This window comes from Ideonella alba (assembly GCF_018069845.1).
Taxonomy (GTDB): domain Bacteria; phylum Pseudomonadota; class Gammaproteobacteria; order Burkholderiales; family Burkholderiaceae_C; genus Ideonella; species Ideonella alba.
The window spans coordinates 166,546-183,623 of sequence record NZ_JAGQDD010000009.1; the positions used below are offsets into that span (position 1 = coordinate 166,546).

23 protein-coding genes are annotated in these 17,078 nt (G+C 73.9%); 9 read left to right on the forward strand and 14 right to left on the reverse strand.

Annotated features, from left to right (window positions below):
• Nucleotides 1–38: 38 nt before the first annotated feature.
• From KAK03_RS13995 to KAK03_RS14020, 6 genes are all read left to right on the forward strand, one after another.
• Nucleotides 39–389, forward strand: coding sequence for a DUF6364 family protein (locus tag KAK03_RS13995; protein ID WP_210854565.1), 351 nt, complete (start codon nucleotides 39–41; stop codon nucleotides 387–389).
• Nucleotides 390–394: 5 nt separating this feature from the next.
• Nucleotides 395–841, forward strand: coding sequence for a type II toxin-antitoxin system VapC family toxin (locus KAK03_RS14000; protein WP_210854566.1), 447 nt, complete (start codon nucleotides 395–397; stop codon nucleotides 839–841).
• Nucleotides 842–927: 86 nt separating this feature from the next.
• Nucleotides 928–1,449 carry a DUF1993 domain-containing protein gene (locus KAK03_RS14005; RefSeq protein WP_210854567.1) on the forward strand — a complete coding sequence of 174 codons (522 nt, stop codon included), beginning with the start codon at nucleotides 928–930 and terminating at the stop codon, nucleotides 1,447–1,449.
• Between the two features lie 19 nt (nucleotides 1,450–1,468).
• On the forward strand, nucleotides 1,469–2,137 hold the full coding sequence (locus KAK03_RS14010; protein ID WP_210854605.1) for an ABC transporter ATP-binding protein: 669 nt from the start codon (nucleotides 1,469–1,471) through the stop codon (nucleotides 2,135–2,137).
• Complete coding sequence (locus KAK03_RS14015; protein WP_210854568.1) at nucleotides 2,127–4,679, forward strand: FtsX-like permease family protein; 2,553 nt, start codon at nucleotides 2,127–2,129, stop codon at nucleotides 4,677–4,679. The genes KAK03_RS14010 and KAK03_RS14015 overlap by 11 nt, the downstream gene beginning before the upstream one ends.
• Nucleotides 4,679–5,755, forward strand: a complete 1,077-nt coding sequence (locus tag KAK03_RS14020; RefSeq protein ID WP_210854569.1) for a lipocalin-like domain-containing protein — start codon at nucleotides 4,679–4,681, stop codon at nucleotides 5,753–5,755. Before KAK03_RS14015 ends, KAK03_RS14020 begins: the two co-directional genes overlap by 1 nt.
• A 7-nt stretch (nucleotides 5,756–5,762) precedes the next feature.
• Here the strand turns inward: KAK03_RS14020 and KAK03_RS14025 are convergent, their stop codons facing one another.
• Entirely contained in the window at nucleotides 5,763–6,422 is a 660-nt protein-coding gene (locus KAK03_RS14025) for a hypothetical protein (protein ID WP_210854570.1), read from the reverse strand.
• Between the two features lie 285 nt (nucleotides 6,423–6,707).
• On the opposite strand from KAK03_RS14025, the gene KAK03_RS14030 reads away from it, so the two are divergent.
• The 3 genes from KAK03_RS14030 to KAK03_RS14040 are packed head-to-tail and all read left to right on the forward strand — an operon-like array spanning nucleotide 6,708 to nucleotide 10,876.
• Nucleotides 6,708–8,456, forward strand: coding sequence for a GGDEF domain-containing protein (locus tag KAK03_RS14030; protein ID WP_210854571.1), 1,749 nt, complete (start codon nucleotides 6,708–6,710; stop codon nucleotides 8,454–8,456).
• Between the two features lie 9 nt (nucleotides 8,457–8,465).
• Complete coding sequence (locus KAK03_RS14035; RefSeq protein ID WP_210854572.1) at nucleotides 8,466–9,986, forward strand: thymidine phosphorylase family protein; 1,521 nt, start codon at nucleotides 8,466–8,468, stop codon at nucleotides 9,984–9,986.
• Nucleotides 9,983–10,876, forward strand: coding sequence for a ribose-phosphate diphosphokinase (locus tag KAK03_RS14040; protein WP_210854573.1), 894 nt, complete (start codon nucleotides 9,983–9,985; stop codon nucleotides 10,874–10,876). The genes KAK03_RS14035 and KAK03_RS14040 overlap by 4 nt, the downstream gene beginning before the upstream one ends.
• On the opposite strand, the gene thpR is transcribed toward KAK03_RS14040, so the two are convergent.
• The 13 genes from thpR to KAK03_RS14105 form a co-directional block, all read right to left on the reverse strand.
• On the reverse strand, nucleotides 10,841–11,353 hold the full coding sequence (thpR, locus tag KAK03_RS14045; protein WP_210854574.1) for an RNA 2',3'-cyclic phosphodiesterase: 513 nt from the start codon (nucleotides 11,351–11,353) through the stop codon (nucleotides 10,841–10,843). The two genes, KAK03_RS14040 and thpR, sit on opposite strands and share 36 nt — an antisense overlap.
• Entirely contained in the window at nucleotides 11,350–11,784 is a 435-nt protein-coding gene (locus tag KAK03_RS14050; RefSeq protein WP_210854606.1) for a GNAT family acetyltransferase, read from the reverse strand. The genes thpR and KAK03_RS14050 overlap by 4 nt, the downstream gene beginning before the upstream one ends.
• Nucleotides 11,785–11,792: 8 nt before the next feature.
• The gene (locus tag KAK03_RS14055; protein ID WP_210854575.1) at nucleotides 11,793–12,359 is read right to left on the reverse strand and encodes a GNAT family N-acetyltransferase; all 567 of its coding nucleotides are present in this window, start codon (nucleotides 12,357–12,359) and stop codon (nucleotides 11,793–11,795) included.
• Nucleotides 12,360–12,368: 9 nt separating this feature from the next.
• Nucleotides 12,369–12,764, reverse strand: a complete 396-nt coding sequence (locus KAK03_RS14060) for a VOC family protein (protein WP_210854576.1) — start codon at nucleotides 12,762–12,764, stop codon at nucleotides 12,369–12,371.
• The gene (locus KAK03_RS14065; protein ID WP_210854577.1) at nucleotides 12,761–13,264 is read right to left on the reverse strand and encodes a hypothetical protein; all 504 of its coding nucleotides are present in this window, start codon (nucleotides 13,262–13,264) and stop codon (nucleotides 12,761–12,763) included. Before KAK03_RS14065 ends, KAK03_RS14060 begins: the two co-directional genes overlap by 4 nt.
• Nucleotides 13,261–13,605 carry a two pore domain potassium channel family protein gene (locus KAK03_RS14070; protein ID WP_210854578.1) on the reverse strand — a complete coding sequence of 115 codons (345 nt, stop codon included), beginning with the start codon at nucleotides 13,603–13,605 and terminating at the stop codon, nucleotides 13,261–13,263. Before KAK03_RS14070 ends, KAK03_RS14065 begins: the two co-directional genes overlap by 4 nt.
• A gap of 13 nt (nucleotides 13,606–13,618) precedes the next feature.
• Nucleotides 13,619–14,305: a DUF4386 domain-containing protein gene (locus tag KAK03_RS14075; RefSeq protein ID WP_210854579.1), complete on the reverse strand. Its 687-nt coding sequence runs from the start codon at nucleotides 14,303–14,305 to the stop codon at nucleotides 13,619–13,621.
• On the reverse strand, nucleotides 14,302–14,856 hold the full coding sequence (locus KAK03_RS14080) for a cysteine hydrolase family protein (protein WP_210854580.1): 555 nt from the start codon (nucleotides 14,854–14,856) through the stop codon (nucleotides 14,302–14,304). The genes KAK03_RS14075 and KAK03_RS14080 overlap by 4 nt, the downstream gene beginning before the upstream one ends.
• A 12-nt stretch (nucleotides 14,857–14,868) precedes the next feature.
• A complete protein-coding gene (locus KAK03_RS14085) occupies nucleotides 14,869–15,090 on the reverse strand; it encodes a hypothetical protein (protein ID WP_210854581.1) in 222 nt (73 codons plus the stop codon).
• Nucleotides 15,091–15,152: 62 nt separating this feature from the next.
• Complete coding sequence (locus KAK03_RS14090) at nucleotides 15,153–15,719, reverse strand: YdeI/OmpD-associated family protein (protein WP_210860742.1); 567 nt, start codon at nucleotides 15,717–15,719, stop codon at nucleotides 15,153–15,155.
• A 27-nt stretch (nucleotides 15,720–15,746) separates the two neighbouring features.
• A complete protein-coding gene (locus tag KAK03_RS14095; RefSeq protein ID WP_210854582.1) occupies nucleotides 15,747–16,136 on the reverse strand; it encodes a hypothetical protein in 390 nt (129 codons plus the stop codon).
• Between the two features lie 61 nt (nucleotides 16,137–16,197).
• Nucleotides 16,198–16,590 (reverse strand): nuclear transport factor 2 family protein, encoded by a 393-nt coding sequence (locus KAK03_RS14100; protein WP_210854583.1) that lies wholly within the window; start codon nucleotides 16,588–16,590, stop codon nucleotides 16,198–16,200.
• The gene (locus KAK03_RS14105; RefSeq protein ID WP_210854584.1) at nucleotides 16,587–17,012 is read right to left on the reverse strand and encodes a hypothetical protein; all 426 of its coding nucleotides are present in this window, start codon (nucleotides 17,010–17,012) and stop codon (nucleotides 16,587–16,589) included. Before KAK03_RS14105 ends, KAK03_RS14100 begins: the two co-directional genes overlap by 4 nt.
• Nucleotides 17,013–17,078: the final 66 nt, after the last annotated feature.

Consider the following 17,078-nt stretch of genomic DNA (forward strand, 5'->3'; position numbering starts at 1 on the left):
GTACACTGATGCACGTGTGAAACCGCAGGGAGACTGCCGTGGCCAACCTGACCCTGGTGGTGGACGAAGCCCTGATCAAGGCCGCCCGCATGCGGGCGATTGCCGAAGGCACATCGGTCAGCGCCCTGGTGCGCGATTTCCTGCAGTCCTACGCCAGTGCCGGCGTCCCCTCGTCGGCGCTGGTGGCCGCTGAGCCGCTGCCGGCGCCGCTGCACGGCAGTGGCCCGGCGGACACGCGGCCTGCCGCGCCCGGTCGACCCGTGCCACCCCCACCGCCGTCGCCGTCCTGGCTGGCGGTGGTGCGCGAGCGCGTCCAGGCCTTCGGTGGCGCTGAACCCGCTGACTGGCTCCCGCCGCGCGACCCCAGCCAGCCCCGCTCGTCGCGGTGAGTCGGTTGTCAGTCTCGCGGCCGGCCGGCTTGCTCGACACCTGCGTGGTGGCCGAACTGCTGCGCCCGGTGCCCGACGCCGGCGTGCTGCAGTGGCTGGCCGCCCAGGCGCCGGAGCAACTGCACCTGAGCGCCGTGTCATTGGCTCAGTTGTGGCAGGGCATCGAAGCCCTGCCCACCGGCCGACGCAAACGTGGCCTGGCCGTGGCGCTGCAGGCGCTGCTGGAGCAGGGCTTTGGCCAGCGCGTGCGGCCCTTCGATGCCGCGGCAGCGATCGTGCTGGGCCAACTCGTCACCGAACGGCGCCGCCGCGGCCGCCCCATCGGTTTCGCTGATGCCCAGATCGCTGCGACGGCGCGCCAGGGTGGTCTGGCGCTGGTCACGCGCAACGACAAGGACTTCGCCGCGTGTGGGGTGGTGGTCATCAACCCCTGGCAGACACCGCGGCGCTGAGGACCATCAGCCCTGCATCAAGGACGCGGCCCTGCGCGGGTGATCAGTCCGGGCTAGCATGCGCGACCGACCACGAGGAGACCCCGATGAGCATCACCCTGGGCAGCGCCGCGCTGCCGACCTTCACCACCGCCCTGGGCAACCTCGCCCACCTGATGGACAAGGCCGAGGCCAACGCCGCTGAGCGCAAGTTCAACCCCGACGTGTTCTGCACGCTGCGCTTCGCCCCCGACATGCTGCCCTTCACCGCGCAGATCCGCATTGCCTGCGACGCCGCCAAGAACGGCACCGCGCGCCTGGCCGGCATCGAGGCGCCGAAGTTCGAGGACAACGAAACCACCTTCGCCGAGCTGAAGGCCCGCGTGGCCAAGACGCTGGCCTGGCTGGCCACGGTGCAGCCGTCGCAGCTCGATGGCCGCGAGGCGGTGGAGATCACCTTCCCGGTCGGCCGCGACGCCACGCGCACGATGACGGGCCAGGCCTACCTGCTGCACTGGGCGATCCCTAACATCTTCTTCCACGTCACCACCGCCTACGACCTGCTGCGCCAGGCCGGCGTGCCGCTGGGCAAGGCCGATTACCTGGTGGGTCCGTCGGCGACGCGCTGAGCCACGCGTGAACGCCCCCTTGCTGCGCCTGCGCCAGCTGCGCAAGGCCTACCCGGGGCAGAGCGTCTTTGCGGGCGTGGACCTGGACCTGCCGGCCGGCGAGTTCGTCGCGCTGGTGGGCGAGTCGGGCGTGGGCAAGTCCACGCTGCTCAACGTCATCGCCGGCCTGGACGACGCCGATGCCGGTGAAGTGTGGCTGGACGGCGCGCCGCTGCACAGCCGCCCCGAGCCCGAGCGCGCCCGCCTGCGCCGCGAGCGCCTGGGCTTCGTGTTCCAGGCCTTTCATGTGCTGCCGCACCTGAACGTGGCCGACAACGTGGCGCTGCCGCTGCTGCTGCAGGGTCGGCCCGATGCGGCGCGCGTGGCGGCGATGCTGGAGGCGGTGGGCCTGGGCGCATTGGGCACGCGGATGCCCTCGCAGCTCTCTGGCGGCCAGTTGCAGCGCGTGGCCATCGCCCGCGCGCTGGTGCACCGCCCGCCGCTGATCCTGGCCGACGAGCCCACCGGCAACCTGGACCCCGCCACCGCCACCCAGGTGCTGGATGTGCTGCAGGCCCAGGTGCGCCATGAAGGCGCGGCCTGCCTGCTGGTCACGCATTCGGCTGCGGCGGCCGCGCGCGCCGACCGCGTGCTGCGCCTGACCGCCACCGGCGTGCAGCCGGCCGACCGCCCCGCGCATGCCGACTGAGCGCCCCCGGCTGTGGCGCCTGAGCTGGGCCGAGTGGTGCGCCCACCCCTGGCGCCAGCTGGCCGCGCTGCTCAGCGTGGCGCTGGGCGTGGCGCTGGCGCTGGCGGTGCACCTGATCAATGAATCGGCGCTGGCCGAGTTCTCGGCCGCGGTGCGCAGCGCCAACGGCGAGCCCGACCTGCGCCTGCTGGGCGGCGCCAGCGGCCTGCCCGATGACAGCGCCGCGCGCCTGGCCGCGCTGGCGCCGGTGCAGGCCGCGCATCCGCGCATCGAGCGCAGCCTGCTGATGCTGCCGGCCGATGGCAGCCGGCCGCGCACGGTGGACCTGCTGGGCATCGACGCCCTCAGCGTGGCCGCGGTGGCGCCGGGGCTGCTGCCGCGCCCGAACGACACCGAGGACCGGCTGGCGATGCTGCGCCCCGGCCAGGTCTTCGTGAACCCGGCGCTGCTGAAGCTGCTGGGTTCGGCAAAGGAGTTGCGGCTGCTGGTCAGCGGCCGCGCGCAGGCCTTTGCGGTGGCGGGCACGGTGGCGGCCGGCGGCGCGCCGCTGGCGGTGATGGACGTGGCCGCTGCCCAGGCCGCGCTGGGGCTGGAGGGCACGCTCAGCGCGGTGGACCTGCGGCTGGCGCCCGGGGCCACGGCGGCGGCGGTGCGACAGGCCTTCGGCCCGCTGCCGGCGGGCGCGCGCTGGGCCGCGGCCGATGACGAGGCGCAGCAGGTCAGCAACCTCTCGCGCGCCTACCGGGTGAACCTGACGGTGCTGGCGCTGGTGGCGCTGGTGGTGGGCGGTTTCCTGGTGTTCTCGGTGGTGTCGCTGGCGGTGGCGCAGCGCACGCCCTCACTGGCCCTGCTGGGCGTGCTGGGCCTGGACGCGGCCGGCCGGCGCCGGCTGGTGTGGGGCGAGTGCGCGCTGCTGGGCGCGCTGGCTGGGTTGCTGGGTGTGGCACTGGGCACCGGCCTGGCCGCGGCGGCGCTGCACTGGCTGGCGGGCGACCTGGGCAGCGGCGTGTTCGGCGCCAGCGCGCCCAGGCTGCGCTGGTCGCCGGCGGCGGCGGCCGTGGCCTGGGCGGCGGGCGTGGTGGCCGCGCTGGCCGGCGGGGCCTGGCCGGCGGCGCGCGCGGCGCGGCTGGCGCCGGCCCAGGCCTTGAAGGGCCTGGGCGGCTGGGACGAGGCGCCGCCGCCCTGGTGGCCCGGCGCGGCGCTGCTGGCCGTGGCCGGTGGGCTGGCGCTGCTGCCGCCCTGGGGCGAACTGCCGCTGGCCGCCTATGCCTCGGTGGCCTGCGCGCTGGTGGGCGGTATCGCGCTGCTGCCGGCGCTGGTGCGGGGGCTGCTGGGCCAGCGTGGCGCGCGGCCCGCCCGCCACGCGCTGTGGCTGCTGGGCCTGCAGCGGGCGCGCCATGCGCGCGCCACCGCCACCGCAGCGCTGGCCGGCATCGTCGCCAGCCTGGCGCTGTGCGTGGCGCTCACCGTGATGGTGGCCAGCTTTCGCGGCTCGGTGGGCAGCTGGCTGGACGCGGTGCTGCCGGCCGACATGTACCTGCGCCTGGGCGGCGGCGGCGCGGCCTCGGCCGAGGCGCTGTGGCCGCCCGGCTTTGACACGCAGGCCGCCGCGCTGCCGGGCGTGACGCGCGCGGTGGGCGCGCGCTCGCGCGGCATGGACTGGGGCGCCGGCCTGCCCGCGGTGTGGCTGCTGGCGCGGCCGCTGGGCGAGCGGCCCGAACAGGCGTTGCCGCTGGTGGGCCTGGCCCTGCCGGCCGAGCTGGCGGCGCCCGGCGAGGTGCCGGTGTTCGTCAGCGAGGCCCTGCCCGCCTTGCACGGCGTGCAACCCGGCCAGCACCTGACGCTGCCGATGCGCGACGCCCAGGGTCAGCCGATCCGCGTGTTCGTGCGCGGCGTCTGGCGCGATTTCGCGCGGCAGTTCGGCAGCGTGGTCATGGAGCGCGCCGACTACCAGCGCCTGACCGGCGACAGCCGCATCAACGAGCTGTCGCTGTGGCTGGCCCCCGAGGCCGCGCCGGCCGCGGTGGAGTCGGCGCTGAAGGACGCGCTGCGCCGCGCCGGCGGCGAGCCCGCGGCGGTGAGCGCGGTGACGGTGGCGCAACTCAAGGCGATCTCGCTGCAGATCTTTGACCGCAGCTTCGCCGTCACCCGCTACCTGCAGGGCGTGGCCATCGCGATCGGCCTGGCCGGCGTGGCGGCCAGCTTGAGCGCCCAGGTGCTGGCGCGGCGGCGCGAGTTCGGCCTGCTCGCCCACCTGGGCCTGACACGCGCCCAGGTGCTGCGCCTGGTGGTGCTGGAGATGGCCGGCTGGCTGGGTGCCGGGCTGCTGATGGGCCTGGGGCTGGGCGTGGCGATCAGCGCGGTGCTGGTCTTCGTGGTCAACCCGCAGAGCTTTCACTGGACGATGGACCTGGTGCTGCCGCCCGGGCCGGTGGCCGCGCTGCTGGGCGCGGTGGCGCTGGCCGGCCTGGGCACCAGCGCCTGGGTGGCGCGCCGCGCGGTGAACGCCGACGCGGTGCGCGCGGTGCGGGAGGACTGGTGATGCGGCGACGCGTGGTTCTGGCAGCGATGCTGGCGGCCGGCGCGGCCCGCGCTGGCGACGAGGGCGTGCGCCGCGGCCGCGTGCTGCGCTTCCCGCCCGACCATGGCGCCCACCCCGCGCAGCGCACCGAGTGGTGGTACCTGACCGGCGCGCTGTGGCCGGCCGGCGCGGCCCGCACCGAGCCGCCCCGCTGGGGCTTTCAGATCACCTTCTTCCGCTCGGCCACCGGCCTGGATGGCACCGGCCGGCTGGCGCCGCGCCAGCTGCTGTTCGCCCATGCCGCGCTGACCGACCGCGTGGCCGGCACCCACCAGCACGACCAGCGCCTGGCGCGCTGGAACGGCGAGGCCAGCGATGGCGACCACGCGCGCCTGGACGACCTGGGCCTGCGCATCGCCCGCTGGACCCTGGCGCGCGACGAGCGCGGCTACGCCCTGCAGGCGCCGGCCAACGGCTTCACGCTGGACCTGCGCGCCGATGCCACGCAGCCGCTGCTGCTGCAGGGCGAGGCCGGCTACTCGCGCAAAGGCCCGGGCGAGGCCGAGGCCAGCCACTACGTCAGCCACCCGCAGCTGGCGGTCCAGGGCCAGGTGGTGCGGGGTGCGCAGGCGCAGCCGGTGCAGGGCCGCGCCTGGCTGGACCACGAATGGAGCGACACCCTGCTGGCCCCGCAGGCCCAGGGCTGGGACTGGATCGGCATCAACCTGGACGACGGCAGCGCGCTCACCGCCTTCCAGCTGCGCACGCGCGACGGCGGCGTGCTGTGGGCCGGCGGCAGCTGGCGCGATGCGGGCGGCCGGCTGCGTGTGTTCCGGCCCGACGAATTGCGCTTCACCGCCGGCCGCCGCTGGACCAGCCCGGGCACCGGCGCCAGCTACCCGGTGGACTGGCGGCTCGACACGCCGGTCGGCCGCTTCCAGGTGCAGGCCCTGGTGGACGCGCAGGAGATGGACAGCCGCGCCAGCACCGGCACCGTCTACTGGGAAGGGCTGTCGGCGTTGCGCGCCGAGGACGGCCGCTCCCTGGGCTGGGGCTACCTGGAGATGACCGGCTACGCCGGCCGGCTGCGCCTGTGACGCCGCGTCATTGCGCCAGCACCTTCAGCGAGCCCTGGTAGTTCGTCTCCGGGGCCCAGTAGCTGCCATGGTTCATCGCGGTGCGGCCCAGCTTGTAGCGGCCGCTCCAGGCCCAGGCCGCCTTGGTGGTGGACACCAGGGTCAGCGGGCGCACCACCACCCAGTAGGGGCGGCCGGCGGTCAGTGCGATGCCCTGGATGCCGGTGCGCCGCGGCTTGCAGCACCACAGGTAGTCCTCCAGGTCGTTCAGCCGGACCTCGGCCAGCACCGTGCCGGGATCACCGCCGTCATCGGCGTTCAGGCTGACCTTGACGGCGTTGAGGCCGCTGATGATGCCCACACCGATCAGGATGTCGCCCACGGTGGCGGCGCTCCTGGGCGTGAACTGGGTGGCGAAGGCCTGGTACAGGCCCAGGTCGCTGCCGCGGCCCATGATGGTCCAGCCTTCGGGCGCGAAACCATCGGGCGGGCGGCCGAAGTTGCTGAAGATCACCGCCGCGGGCGCTTCCGGGCCGGCGTCGGGCATGTCCGGCACCGCGGCCGGGCGTGTCGACACCCAGGTGTCCTGCCACGGCGTGGTCAGCGGCGGCGGCGACCGGGCCCAGGTTGGCAGTGCGAGCAACGCGCCCAGCGCACACAGCAGCGTGGTTCGGATCGATGGTGTCATGGCGGCTCCCCGGTGGATCGACGGCCCCGAAGGATCGGGTGCGGACCGGGTCGATTCTGGGCGGGGGCCGGGGGGCGGTCGTCCTCAGAACTGCGGAGGGGGGCCAGGGGCCGGGGCGCCGAACGGTGACGACGGACGCCCAGCCGGGACCATTGTCCTGAGACGCCGAGCGGACAACCTCATGGATTCTCGCAGGCTTGGCTACAGTCGGCCACCCTGGATGCCGATAAGGGTATCGACGCGCCGACTTGCCGATACTTCGTCTCGACCACCCCGCAGTACCCGATGGACCCTGGATCGCCCCTCGACCGCGCCCTGGCCAGCATCATCCTGGACTCGGCCGCCGCCTTGCGTGCGACCCAGACGACCCTGGCGCAGCCCGAGGCGACGCCCGCGCTGCGTGCGATGGCCCACCTGATCGAGGCCCTGGTGGCCGTGCGCGAGGGCACGGTCGACCAGTACCAGCAGTCCATGGCCCAGGCCGAAGCGGCCTGCGCGCTGGACGGCCCAGCGCGGCTGGCGGCGCTGCGCGACCATGTCCGCGCCCAGTTGCACCGCCGCGAAGGCCGCCTGAGCGAGGCCGAGGCCCTGCTCGCTCCGCTGCACCAGCGCGCGGAGCAGCGGCCGCTGGTCGATGCCTACCTCAGCGCGGCGTCGCTGGCCACCGTGGTGTCGATGCTGGGCGATGACGACGGCGCGCTGGACCTGTATTACCAGGCGATGGCGCTGGCGCGGCGCAGCGGTGTCGACAGCCTGGTCGTCAACGCCTTGAACAACCTGGGCGCCTACCAGTCGGACCTGTACAACCTGGAAGACGCGGCGCCGCTGCTGCAGGAGTGCCTGGAGGGCGCGCTGCGTCTGGGCTCGCGGCGGCAGATCATCTACGCCGCCGGCAACCTGGTCGAGAACCTGTGTTTCCGCGGCGAGGCCGCCGACGCCCTGGCGCTGGCCCGCGAGCACCTGATCGGCCGCATCCGCCCGGATGACCCGCCAGCGCTGCAGCGTGACGAGGAGATCGCCCGCGCGCTGCTCGACAACGACCTGCACGACGAAGCGGCCGCGGTGCTGGCCCGGCAGCACCATGAGGACCCGTTCAGCAACGAGACCGCCACCGTGCGCGTGCTGTTGCAGGCCCGGCTGCTGCTGATCCGTGGCGAGCCTGCCCAGGCGCTTCGCCTGTGTCTGGCACGCCAGGCGCTGCTGGACGAGCAGGGCGCCGAAGGCACGCTGCCGATGGACCAGGTCAACCTGCCGCGCGTGGCCGCACGCGCCGCGCAGGCGGTGGGCGAACTGGCCCAGGCCTGTGCGCTGCACGAGCGCGCCTTTGCGATCCACGAGCAGCTGCTGGGCCGCGCCGCGCGCTCGCGCCGGCTGAGCCTGCAGATCACCCACCGACTGTCACTGGCTGAGTGGGAGCGCGACGCCGCCCGCCGCGAACACGAGCGCCTGGCCGCCCTGAATGCCCAGCTGCAGGCGCAGGTGGCCGAGAACGAGCGCCTGCAGCAGCGGCTGCGCGCCCAGGCACTGGAAGACCCGCTGACGGGGGTGCACAACCGCCGCCACCTGCTGGAGGCCGGCCCGGCGATGCTGTCGCAGGCGCAGCGCCGCCAGGAGCCGCTGGCGCTGGTGATGGTGGACCTGGACCACTTCAAGCGGGTCAACGACCAGCACGGCCACGAGCTGGGCGACCAGGTGCTGCGCCTGTTTGCCCAGCTGGCGCGACGCCGCTCGCGGGCCGAGGACCTGGTCTGCCGCTACGGCGGCGAGGAGTTCGTGCTGCTGATGGCCGGTGCCGACGCGACGCAGGCCGCCGAGCGCCTGCGCGCGCTGCTGCAGGACTTCCAGACCCAGGCCTTTGCCGGTGCCGACGGCGCGGTGCTGCACTGCAGCTTCTCGGCCGGGGTGGCCGCCAGCGGGCCGACGGGCGAGAACCTGCACGAGCTGCTGGCGCAGGCCGATGCCGCGCTGTACCGTGCCAAGCAGCTGGGACGCTGCCGGGTGGAGCTGGCGGTGGCCGAAGTCGGCGTCGGGTAGAGTCGGCGGGTGGACCTGCCCACCCTGCACATCCGCCGCGTCGCCATCGACACCCGGCGCGAGAACGTGGCCTACCTGCACCGCCACTGCGAAGTGGTGCGCGCCGCCGGGCTGCAGGCGCTGGCCAAGGTGACGGTGCAGGCCAATGGGCAGCAGATCCAGGCGGTGCTGAATGTCGTCGATGACGAGGGCATCGTGCGGCCCGGCGAGCTGGGCGTGTCCGAGGACGCCTTCAGCCGGCTGGCGGTGGCCGAGGGCCACGCGGCGCGCATTGCGCCGTCGGAGCCGCCGGCCTCGCTGTCGGCGCTGCGGCGCAAGATCGCGGGCGAGCGGCTCTCGCGCGAGGACCTGCACGCCATCGTGCGCGACATCGCCGGCGCGCGCTACTCCAAGATCGAGCTGGCCGCCTTCGTGGTGGCCACCAACGGCCAGGAGCTCGAACGAGACGAGGTGCTCTACCTGACCGAGGCGATGATCGCCGCCGGCCGCCGCCTGGACTGGCAGCAGGCGGTGCGCGGCGGGCCGGTGGTGGACAAGCACGGCATCGGCGGCATCCCGGGCAACCGCACCTCGATGCTGGTGGTGCCCATCGTCGCCGCGCACGGCATGCTGTGTCCCAAGACCAGCTCGCGCGCGATCACCTCGCCGGCCGGCACCGCCGACACCATGGAGGTGCTGGCCGAGGTGGAATTGCCGCTGGAGCGGCTGCAGCAGATCGTGCGTGCCACCAATGGCTGCCTGGCCTGGGGCGGCACGGCCGAGCTGTCGCCGGCCGATGACATCCTGATCTCGGTCGAGCGGCCGCTGGCGATCGACTCGCCCGGGCAGATGGTGGCCTCCATCCTCAGCAAGAAGATCGCCGCCGGCTCCACCCACCTGGTGCTGGACATCCCGGTGGGCCCCAGCGCCAAGGTGCGCACCATGCCCGAGGCGCAGCGCCTGCGCAAGCTCTTCGAGTTCGTCGCCGGCAGCCTGGGGCTGCAGCTGGACGTGATGATCACCGACGGCAGCCAGCCGATCGGCCGCGGCATCGGCCCGGTGCTGGAGGCGCGCGACGTGATGGCGGTGCTGCACAACGCGCCCGACGCCCCGGCCGACCTGCGCGACAAGGCGCTGCGCCTGGCCGGCCGGATGATCGAGTTCGACCCCGATGTGCGCGGCGGCGAAGGCTGGCGCATCGCCCGCGACATCCTGGACAGCGGCCGCGCGCTGGCGCAACTGCAGGCCATCATCGACGCCCAGGGCCGCCGCGCCGAGCCGCCGGCGCTGGGCACGCTGGTGCACGAGGTCTGCGCGCCGCAGGCCGGCCGTGTGGCGGCGATCGACAACCTGCGCCTGGCCCGCATCGCCCGGCTGGCCGGTGCGCCGCAGGTGCCCGGCGCCGGGGTCGACCTGCTGCACAAGGTGGGCGACGCGGTGGCGGCCGGCGAGCTGCTCTACCGCCTGCACGCGCAGTACCCGGCCGATCTGGCCTTTGCGCGTGAGCTGGCGCAGACCGACTGCGGCTACCGGCTGGAGGCGCTCGCATGATCCGCGCGGTGCTGGCCTTCGACGATGAGCAAGCCTCTGCCGGCGCCCTGGCCCAGGCCCTGGGCGCGCCGCTGCATCTGATCGGTCGCCACCGTTTCCCGGATGGCGAGCTGCGGCTGACGCTGCCCACGCCGCTGGCGGGCGACGTGGTGCTCTACCGCAGCCTGCACCAGCCCAACGAGAAGCTGGTGGAGCTGCTGATCGCCGCACCCACCGCGCGTGCGCAGGGCGCGGGGCGGCTGTGGCTGGTGGCGCCGTACCTGGCCTACATGCGCCAGGACATGGCGTTCAACCCCGGCGAGGCCATCAGCCAGCGCCACATCGGCGCGCTGCTGGCACGCACGGTGGACGGCCTGGTGACGGTGGATCCGCACCTGCACCGCATCGCCGCGCTGGACGAGGTGATGCCGGGCTGCCGCAGCGTGGCGCTGTCGGCGGCGCCGGCGATCGGGGCCTTCGTGGCGGCCCAGCGCCAGCGGCCACTGCTGCTGGGCCCGGACAGTGAGAGCGCGCAATGGGTGCAGGCCGCGGCGCGCGCAGTGAACCCGGCCCTGGACCACGCGGTGTGCCAGAAGGTGCGCCATGGCGACCACGAGGTGCGCGTGACCCTGCCCGCTGGCCTGGACCTGCGCGGCCGTGAGGTGGTGCTGGTGGACGACATGGCCAGCACCGGCCGCACGCTGGTGGCCGCGGCCCTGCTGGCGCTGGCGGGCGGCGCCACGCGGGTGGACGTGGCCGTGACCCACGCGCTGTTCGTGGGCGACGCGCTGGCGCAGTTGCAGGCGGCGGGCATCGGCGCGGTGTGGAGCACCGGCTGCGTGCCGCACACCAGCAACGCCATCGATGTGACGCCGCTACTGGCCGAAGCGCTGCAGCAGCTCGTAGGGTGATCCGGGCCGCGAGGCCACCAGCACATGGCCCTGGCTGTGCCAGGGCACCGGCGCGTTCGGCGCGGTCAGCGCCAAGCCGCGCGCGTGGCGCGCCAGCGTGACATGGGGGCGCCAGCGGCGCGTCTCCAGCGGCAGGCCCAGCGCGCGCAGGCGCAGATCCAGGGTGGCCTGCAGCGCGCCCAGCGGCTCGGGCACGCTGGCGGGCTCCAGCACCAGCGCGCCGCCGTGGAACATCGCCGCACGGTCCAGCAGCAGCTCGGTGCGCGGCGAGGGCAGCGCCAGGGCCTGGCGCAGGTCGGGCAGGCGCTCGGCCGGCACGTCGCCCAGGAAGTGCAGCGTGATGTGCAGGTCGGCCGGCCGCACACGGCGCGCGCTGGCGGGCCAGGGCAGGGCGTCGGCCCAGGCCTGCAGCGCGGCGCGCGTGGCGGGTTCGGGCCACAGCGCGGTGAACAGCCGCAGGCCGGACGCGCCGATCACGACGGGTCCGGCGGTGTGTCGTGGATCAGGCGCTTGCCCAGGCCGATCACCTGGTCGTCGCCATAGCCCAGGCGGGCATAGAAGCCCAGCACCGCGTCATTGCCCTGGCGCACCTGCAGGTTCAGCTTGGGGCAGCCGCGCGCCAGCAGCAGGGCCTCGATGTGGCGCATCAGCGCAGCCCCCAGGCCGCGGCCCTGCAGCGAGGGCTCGACCGACAGGTAGTTGACCCAGCCGCGGTGGCCGTCGTAGCCCACCATCGCGCTGGCGACGATGCGGCCGTCGACCTCGCCCACCAGCAGCAGTTCGGGCTGCTCGGCCCGCTTGCGCTCGATGTCCTTGACCGGATCGTTCCAGGGGCGGGTCAGGCCGCAGGCCTGCCACAGTGCGATCACCGCCGCCTGGTCCTCGGGGCGAAAGGGGCGGATGCTCAGGTCCGTGCTCACAGCGGGATCCTCCAGCGCTGGCTGGGCTTGCCGCCATAGGCAGCCGGTTTGTTGAAGCGCTCGACCAGGGCGCCGCCACAGCGCGCGATCACGCGCTGCGAGGCCGCGTTGTCCTCGTCGGTGGTCAGCTCCACCCAGCGCAGGCCCAGGGCGCGTGCTTCGGGCAGCAGCGCGCTCAGCGCGGCGCTGGCGATGCCGCGGTTCTGCTGCCAGGGCACAACGGCGTAGCCGATGTGGCCCAGCACATGCGGCGGCAGCGCTTCGGTGCCGGGCTGCCAGCGCAGGTTGATCGAGCCGGCCATGGCGTCACCCGCGAAGATCCAGCGGCGCATCCAGGGCAGGCGCTGGGCCTGGCTGCCATCGGGCAGCGTGACCAGGCCGATGCCGATGCGGTCGTCGCTGCGCGCGTAGTAGCTCTGCGGGTCGGCCTGCAGCAGCGCCAGTTCCTCGTCGGCGGCGGCCTGGCCGCGCACGTTGTCGGCGGACCAGCCGCGTCGCAGCGCCTCGGCATAGCGCTCGACATGGGTGGGACCGGGGCGGATGAGGCAAACGTCGATGGTCATGCGGGTGCATCAGGTGTAGGGGCCGTCGACCAGGCGCTGCGACAGCCACCACAGGTTGCCATGGGCATCGCGCACGCCGCCCTGGCGGTCACCATAGGGCATGTCGGCCACGGCCATCACCTGCTGCGCGCCATGGGCCAGCGCGCGCGCCATGGCGGCGTCGGCATCGTCGACGAACAGGTAATAGGACGCGGGCATCGCCGGGTAGTCGGCGCTGGCCTCGCTGACCATCAGCATGCTGTCGCCGAGTTGCACCTGGGCGTTGGCGATGCAGCCGTCGGGGCGGCGGTGACACAGCTGCTGCTGTCCGCCCAGGCCATCGACCAGGAAGCGCACGAAGGCGTCGGCGTCGCGCACGAAACAGTAAGGGGTGAGCTGCTGGAAGCCTGGGGGGGTGCGGGTCATTCGTCGCTCCAGGCCATGTCGGCGAGTTGGTCGATCTCGAGCTTGTCGGCGCTGCGGGCCGCTGCAGCGCGCCACTGCGCGGGCACCGGCGCCTTGCGCGGGCTGACCCGGCCGCCCCACAGGCTGGCCTTGAGGGCCACGATCACGGTGCCGCGCACGGCCGGGGGCTTCACGCCCTCGAGCGCGCCGCGCAGCGCCTGGGCGGCGGCGTCGGGCAGCGGCTGGTCCAGATCGAGCCAGGCCCGCGGCGCATGGCCCGGCCGCAGCCCGACGACCAGGAAGCCGGCATTGGGGCGGCGTGCGAACTGCGCCTCCAACGCATGCCGCGCGGCGTCCTGCAGCGCCAGCACATGGCGCGACAGCGCGTCGCCATCCACCCGCTCCCGCAACTGGGCCTCGGGTTGCAGCAGCAGCACGTCGATGTTCGACAGCGCCTCGGCGGCGCCGATGGCCGCGCAGGGGGCGGCCAGGGCGACCGCCAGCAGCTGGCGCCGGATCATGCCGACTCATCCATGTGGAAACGGTGCAGCAGCCGGTGCAGCACCGGCGTCAGCAGCAGCGCGGCGGTGACGATGAAGACCAGGCCGGCGTACAGCGCATAGGCGCTGGCGAAGAGCTTGCCGGCCGCGGTCTGCGGGGCATGCACCGGCCCCATGCCGCCCAGCAGCATGGCGGCATCGAGCAGCGCGTCCAGCGGCGACAGGTGTTCGAAACCCATGTAGCCGGCCACGCCGATGGCCAGCGACACCGCGGCCAGCAGCGCTGCCGCGGCCACGTGCAGGATCAGGCGCCAGGCAAAGTGACGGCGCGCCAGCGGCGGCTGGTGGCGGGACTCGTACATGCCCCGGATTGTGTCAGCGCGGGCGGGCCATCAGCAGGCCGGCGATCACCGCCAGCTCGGCCGCCTGGCCGGCGGCCAGGGCGCCGGCCCAGGCGGGCTGCAGGGCGGGCCACAGCAGCCGCAACGCGGCGTCCAGCACATAGGCGCCACCGGCCACCCACAGGGCGGGGCCCACCCAGCGCCACACCAGGCCACTGCGCGTGAGCAGGCTGCCCAGCGGCAGCAGCCACAGGCCCCAGAACGGCATGGCGAGTGCCAGGCCCTGGTGGTGCAGCTTCAGGCCCAGCTGCGTCAGCGTGTGGCGCTGCTCGTCGGACCAGGCGGCCAGCCAGGCGGCGTCGGACTGCAACTGCAGCGCGGCCACTTCGCCCAGCATCGAGACGAAGACGATGGGGATGGGCAGCAGGCCCAGCACCGCCATCAGCCGCGCCTGTCCGCGGTGCTGGTCGGCGAACAGGGCGTAGAGCGTCAGGACCAGCGGCACCTCGATCAACTGGTACAGCAGCTCGCTGGCCAGGCCGGCACGCAACCAGTGGGCCTGTTCGCGCACCAGCCCAGCCAGCGCGGCGGGATCGTCCACGCCGGCCAGTCGCCCGGGCACCACCACCAGGCCCAGCGGCGCCACCAGCGCCAACGCCAGGTACCAGGCGCCGGCCTGGCGGGCCAGGCGCTGGCGCGGATCGGCGGCGGGGGGGCTCACCAGGCCACGGCGGCCGCCAGCGGGGCGCTGTTGCGGCGGCCGGGGTAGCTCAGCCAGGTCATGGCCAGGTTCAGCTCGTCGATGACGCCGGCGGGCTCGATCGTGCGGCCGTTGTCCAGCGTCATCGGGCTGGTGGTGTGGGCATCGGCCACCAGCGCCAGGTCGTAGCCGCGGTCCAGCGCCCCATAGGCGGTGGCGCGGATGCACCAGTTGGTGGCGGCGCCGGTCAGCACCAGGCGCGACACGCCCAGCCGGGCCAGCACGCTGTCCAGCGCGGTGCCTTCGAAGGCGGAGTTGTGGCCCTTGGGGATCAGGGGTTCGTCGGCCAGCGGCACCAGCTCGGGCGCCCATTGCCAGGCCGGCGAGCCCTGGGGCAGGCCATCGTCGGCATGCTGGACCCAGATGACCGGCACGCCGTCGCTGCGCGCGCGCCGCACCAGGCCCTGGATGCGCTCCAGCACGCCGACCGCGTCCCAGGCATCGGCGACCACGCCGACCTGCATGTCCACCACCAGCAGCGCGCTGCCGTCTCCGGGTCTGACCGTGGCCATGGGGGGCTCCTCTCAGCGGACAAAGGCCGATGGGCGGCGGGCGCCGGGCCGGGACAGGCGCCGCGCCCGCCACAGGCGCAGCGTGATGCCCAGGGCCACCGCCGCCAGCACCGCGGCCAGCAGGAACCTGCCCATCAGCAGCGCCAGGCCGGCGCCGCTGACCGCGCCCAGGCGCAGCACGACGTCGAGCAGCAGACCGACCCCGATGGGCCGCAGGATGGGGGGCAGTGGCATGGCGATGAGTGTCGCACCGGATGCTGCGCCCGGCGCGCTGCGACATGGGGGGATGCCGGGGTTCATCGCAGGCGCTCCTGGCGCGCACAGGCCTGGATCAGCGTGTCCAGGCGGCGTGCCCGCGTGGCTGCCTGACGCGCCGTGGTGACCCAGTGCAGCAGCGTCTTGCGGTAGCCCGGCGGGCAGGCGCTGAAGTAGGCCCAGGCCGCGCTGTGGGCCTGGAAGCGGGCCTGCTCGTCGGGGCTGAGTTGCGCGGTGTCGGTCTGTTCGTAGGCATAGATCACCGAGCGGTCTTCACGCCTGGCCTGGAAGGCGGCCAGCCCGGCCGGCTGCATCCGGCCCGCGGCGATCAGCGCCTCGGCCTTGGCAATGTTGATCGCGCTCCAGACCGATCCCGGCCGGCGCGGCGTGAAGCGGATGCGGTAGGCCTGCTCGTCCAGGCGCTGGCGCACGCCGTCGATCCAGCCCACGCACAGCGCCTCGTCCACCGATTCGGGCCAGCTCATGCTGGGGCGCCCGGAGTCGACCTTCCAGAACCCCACCACCAGCTCGGGCGCGGTGGCGGCGTGCTGCATCAGCCAGGCGCGAAAGTCCGCGGCCTGGGCGAAGAAGCGCGGCGGCGGGCTCAAGGGGTGGCCCCCCGCGAGGCGGCCGGCTCAGGGCGCCATCGCGCGCCAGGTGGCGATGCAGTGCCGGGCCAGTGCGGTGACCCAGGGCGGCTGCCCCGGCACGAAGGCCAGGCCGAAACGCGGGCTGACCACGTAGCCGGCGCGCACGAAGGCGTCCGGGTCCTGGGTGGCGATGAAGCTCTCCAGCGTGGCGAAGGGCACGGCCAGCGCGCCCAGGTGCAGCACCGCGCTCGGCTTGGTGACCTCTTCCAGGCGGCCGCTGGCCTGGAAGCGGAACACCACGTGGCCGTAATCGAGCTCGTGCAGCGCGACGGCATTGATGCCTTCATGGTCGGGCGGACCGCAGCGTTCGCGCACCTCGTCGGGCGTGGCACTGAAGGGCAGGTCATCGACCGACAAATAGGGCTCCAGGCGCATGCAGCCCATTCTGGTGCGCGGGCGGGATCGCGCCATCCCCCTCGTGGAGGATGATGCGGCCTCATGGCCGGCGACGCAGCAGCGCGGTGGCGCGCGGCGGCGGCTCATAGGGTTCGGGCCACCAGTCGATGGCCTCGGTGAGGCGCTGCTGCGCGTCCAGCGTGAAGAAGCCGATGCCGGTCATCACCTGGCCGTCGACGTGGAAGTCGATGCGGCAGACGGCGCGCGGGCCGTCGCAGACCAGGTCGCGCACCTCGGCCCGCCAATCGCCGGGCCAGGTGCGGAAGAGTTCGAGGTAGGCGTGGCCGCCCTCGGCGAATTCACGGGTCTGCGGCACCTCGTAGCGCAGACCCGGCGCCAGCAGCTCGGCGAACGCCTCCCACTGGCGGGCGTTGGCCAGCGCCCAGTGGCGCTCGAGGACCTGGCGGGTGGTGGCGGCATCGGGCAGGCTCATCCGGGGGCTCCATCGGGGCAGTGGCGCTGGGTGTCGGGCACGCGGTGCAGTGTGAACTCGGCGCCGGTGTCGAGGTCGCGGTAGCGGTGTTGCCGATCGTCCAGCGCGACGATGTCGGTGCAGTAGCGCTGGCCCGGGGGCAGCCAGAAATTGGGCGTGGCCTGCTCGACCCGGTAGCACATGCGCTGGCCCTGCACCGTCCAGGTGCCGGCGCCGCGGAAGGGCAGTGGGTCGTCCAGCGCACGGCCGCAGGCCTCGAAGCGGCCGTCGGCCGAGAAGCGGTCCCAGGCCCAGCAGCCGCTGCCCTCGGGGTTGCACCAGGTGCCCACCAGGGTGGCCGTGCTGCAGCCCCCCAGCAGCGCGCTGGCCAGGGTCAGCAGCAGGCTGGCGAGGGCGAGCAGGGCAGGGCGGCGGCGCAGCATGGCGGGCTTGTACCGTGAGTGGTGCTGGCGATAAAGACTGGATGAATATACAGTATTCGTCCCCGG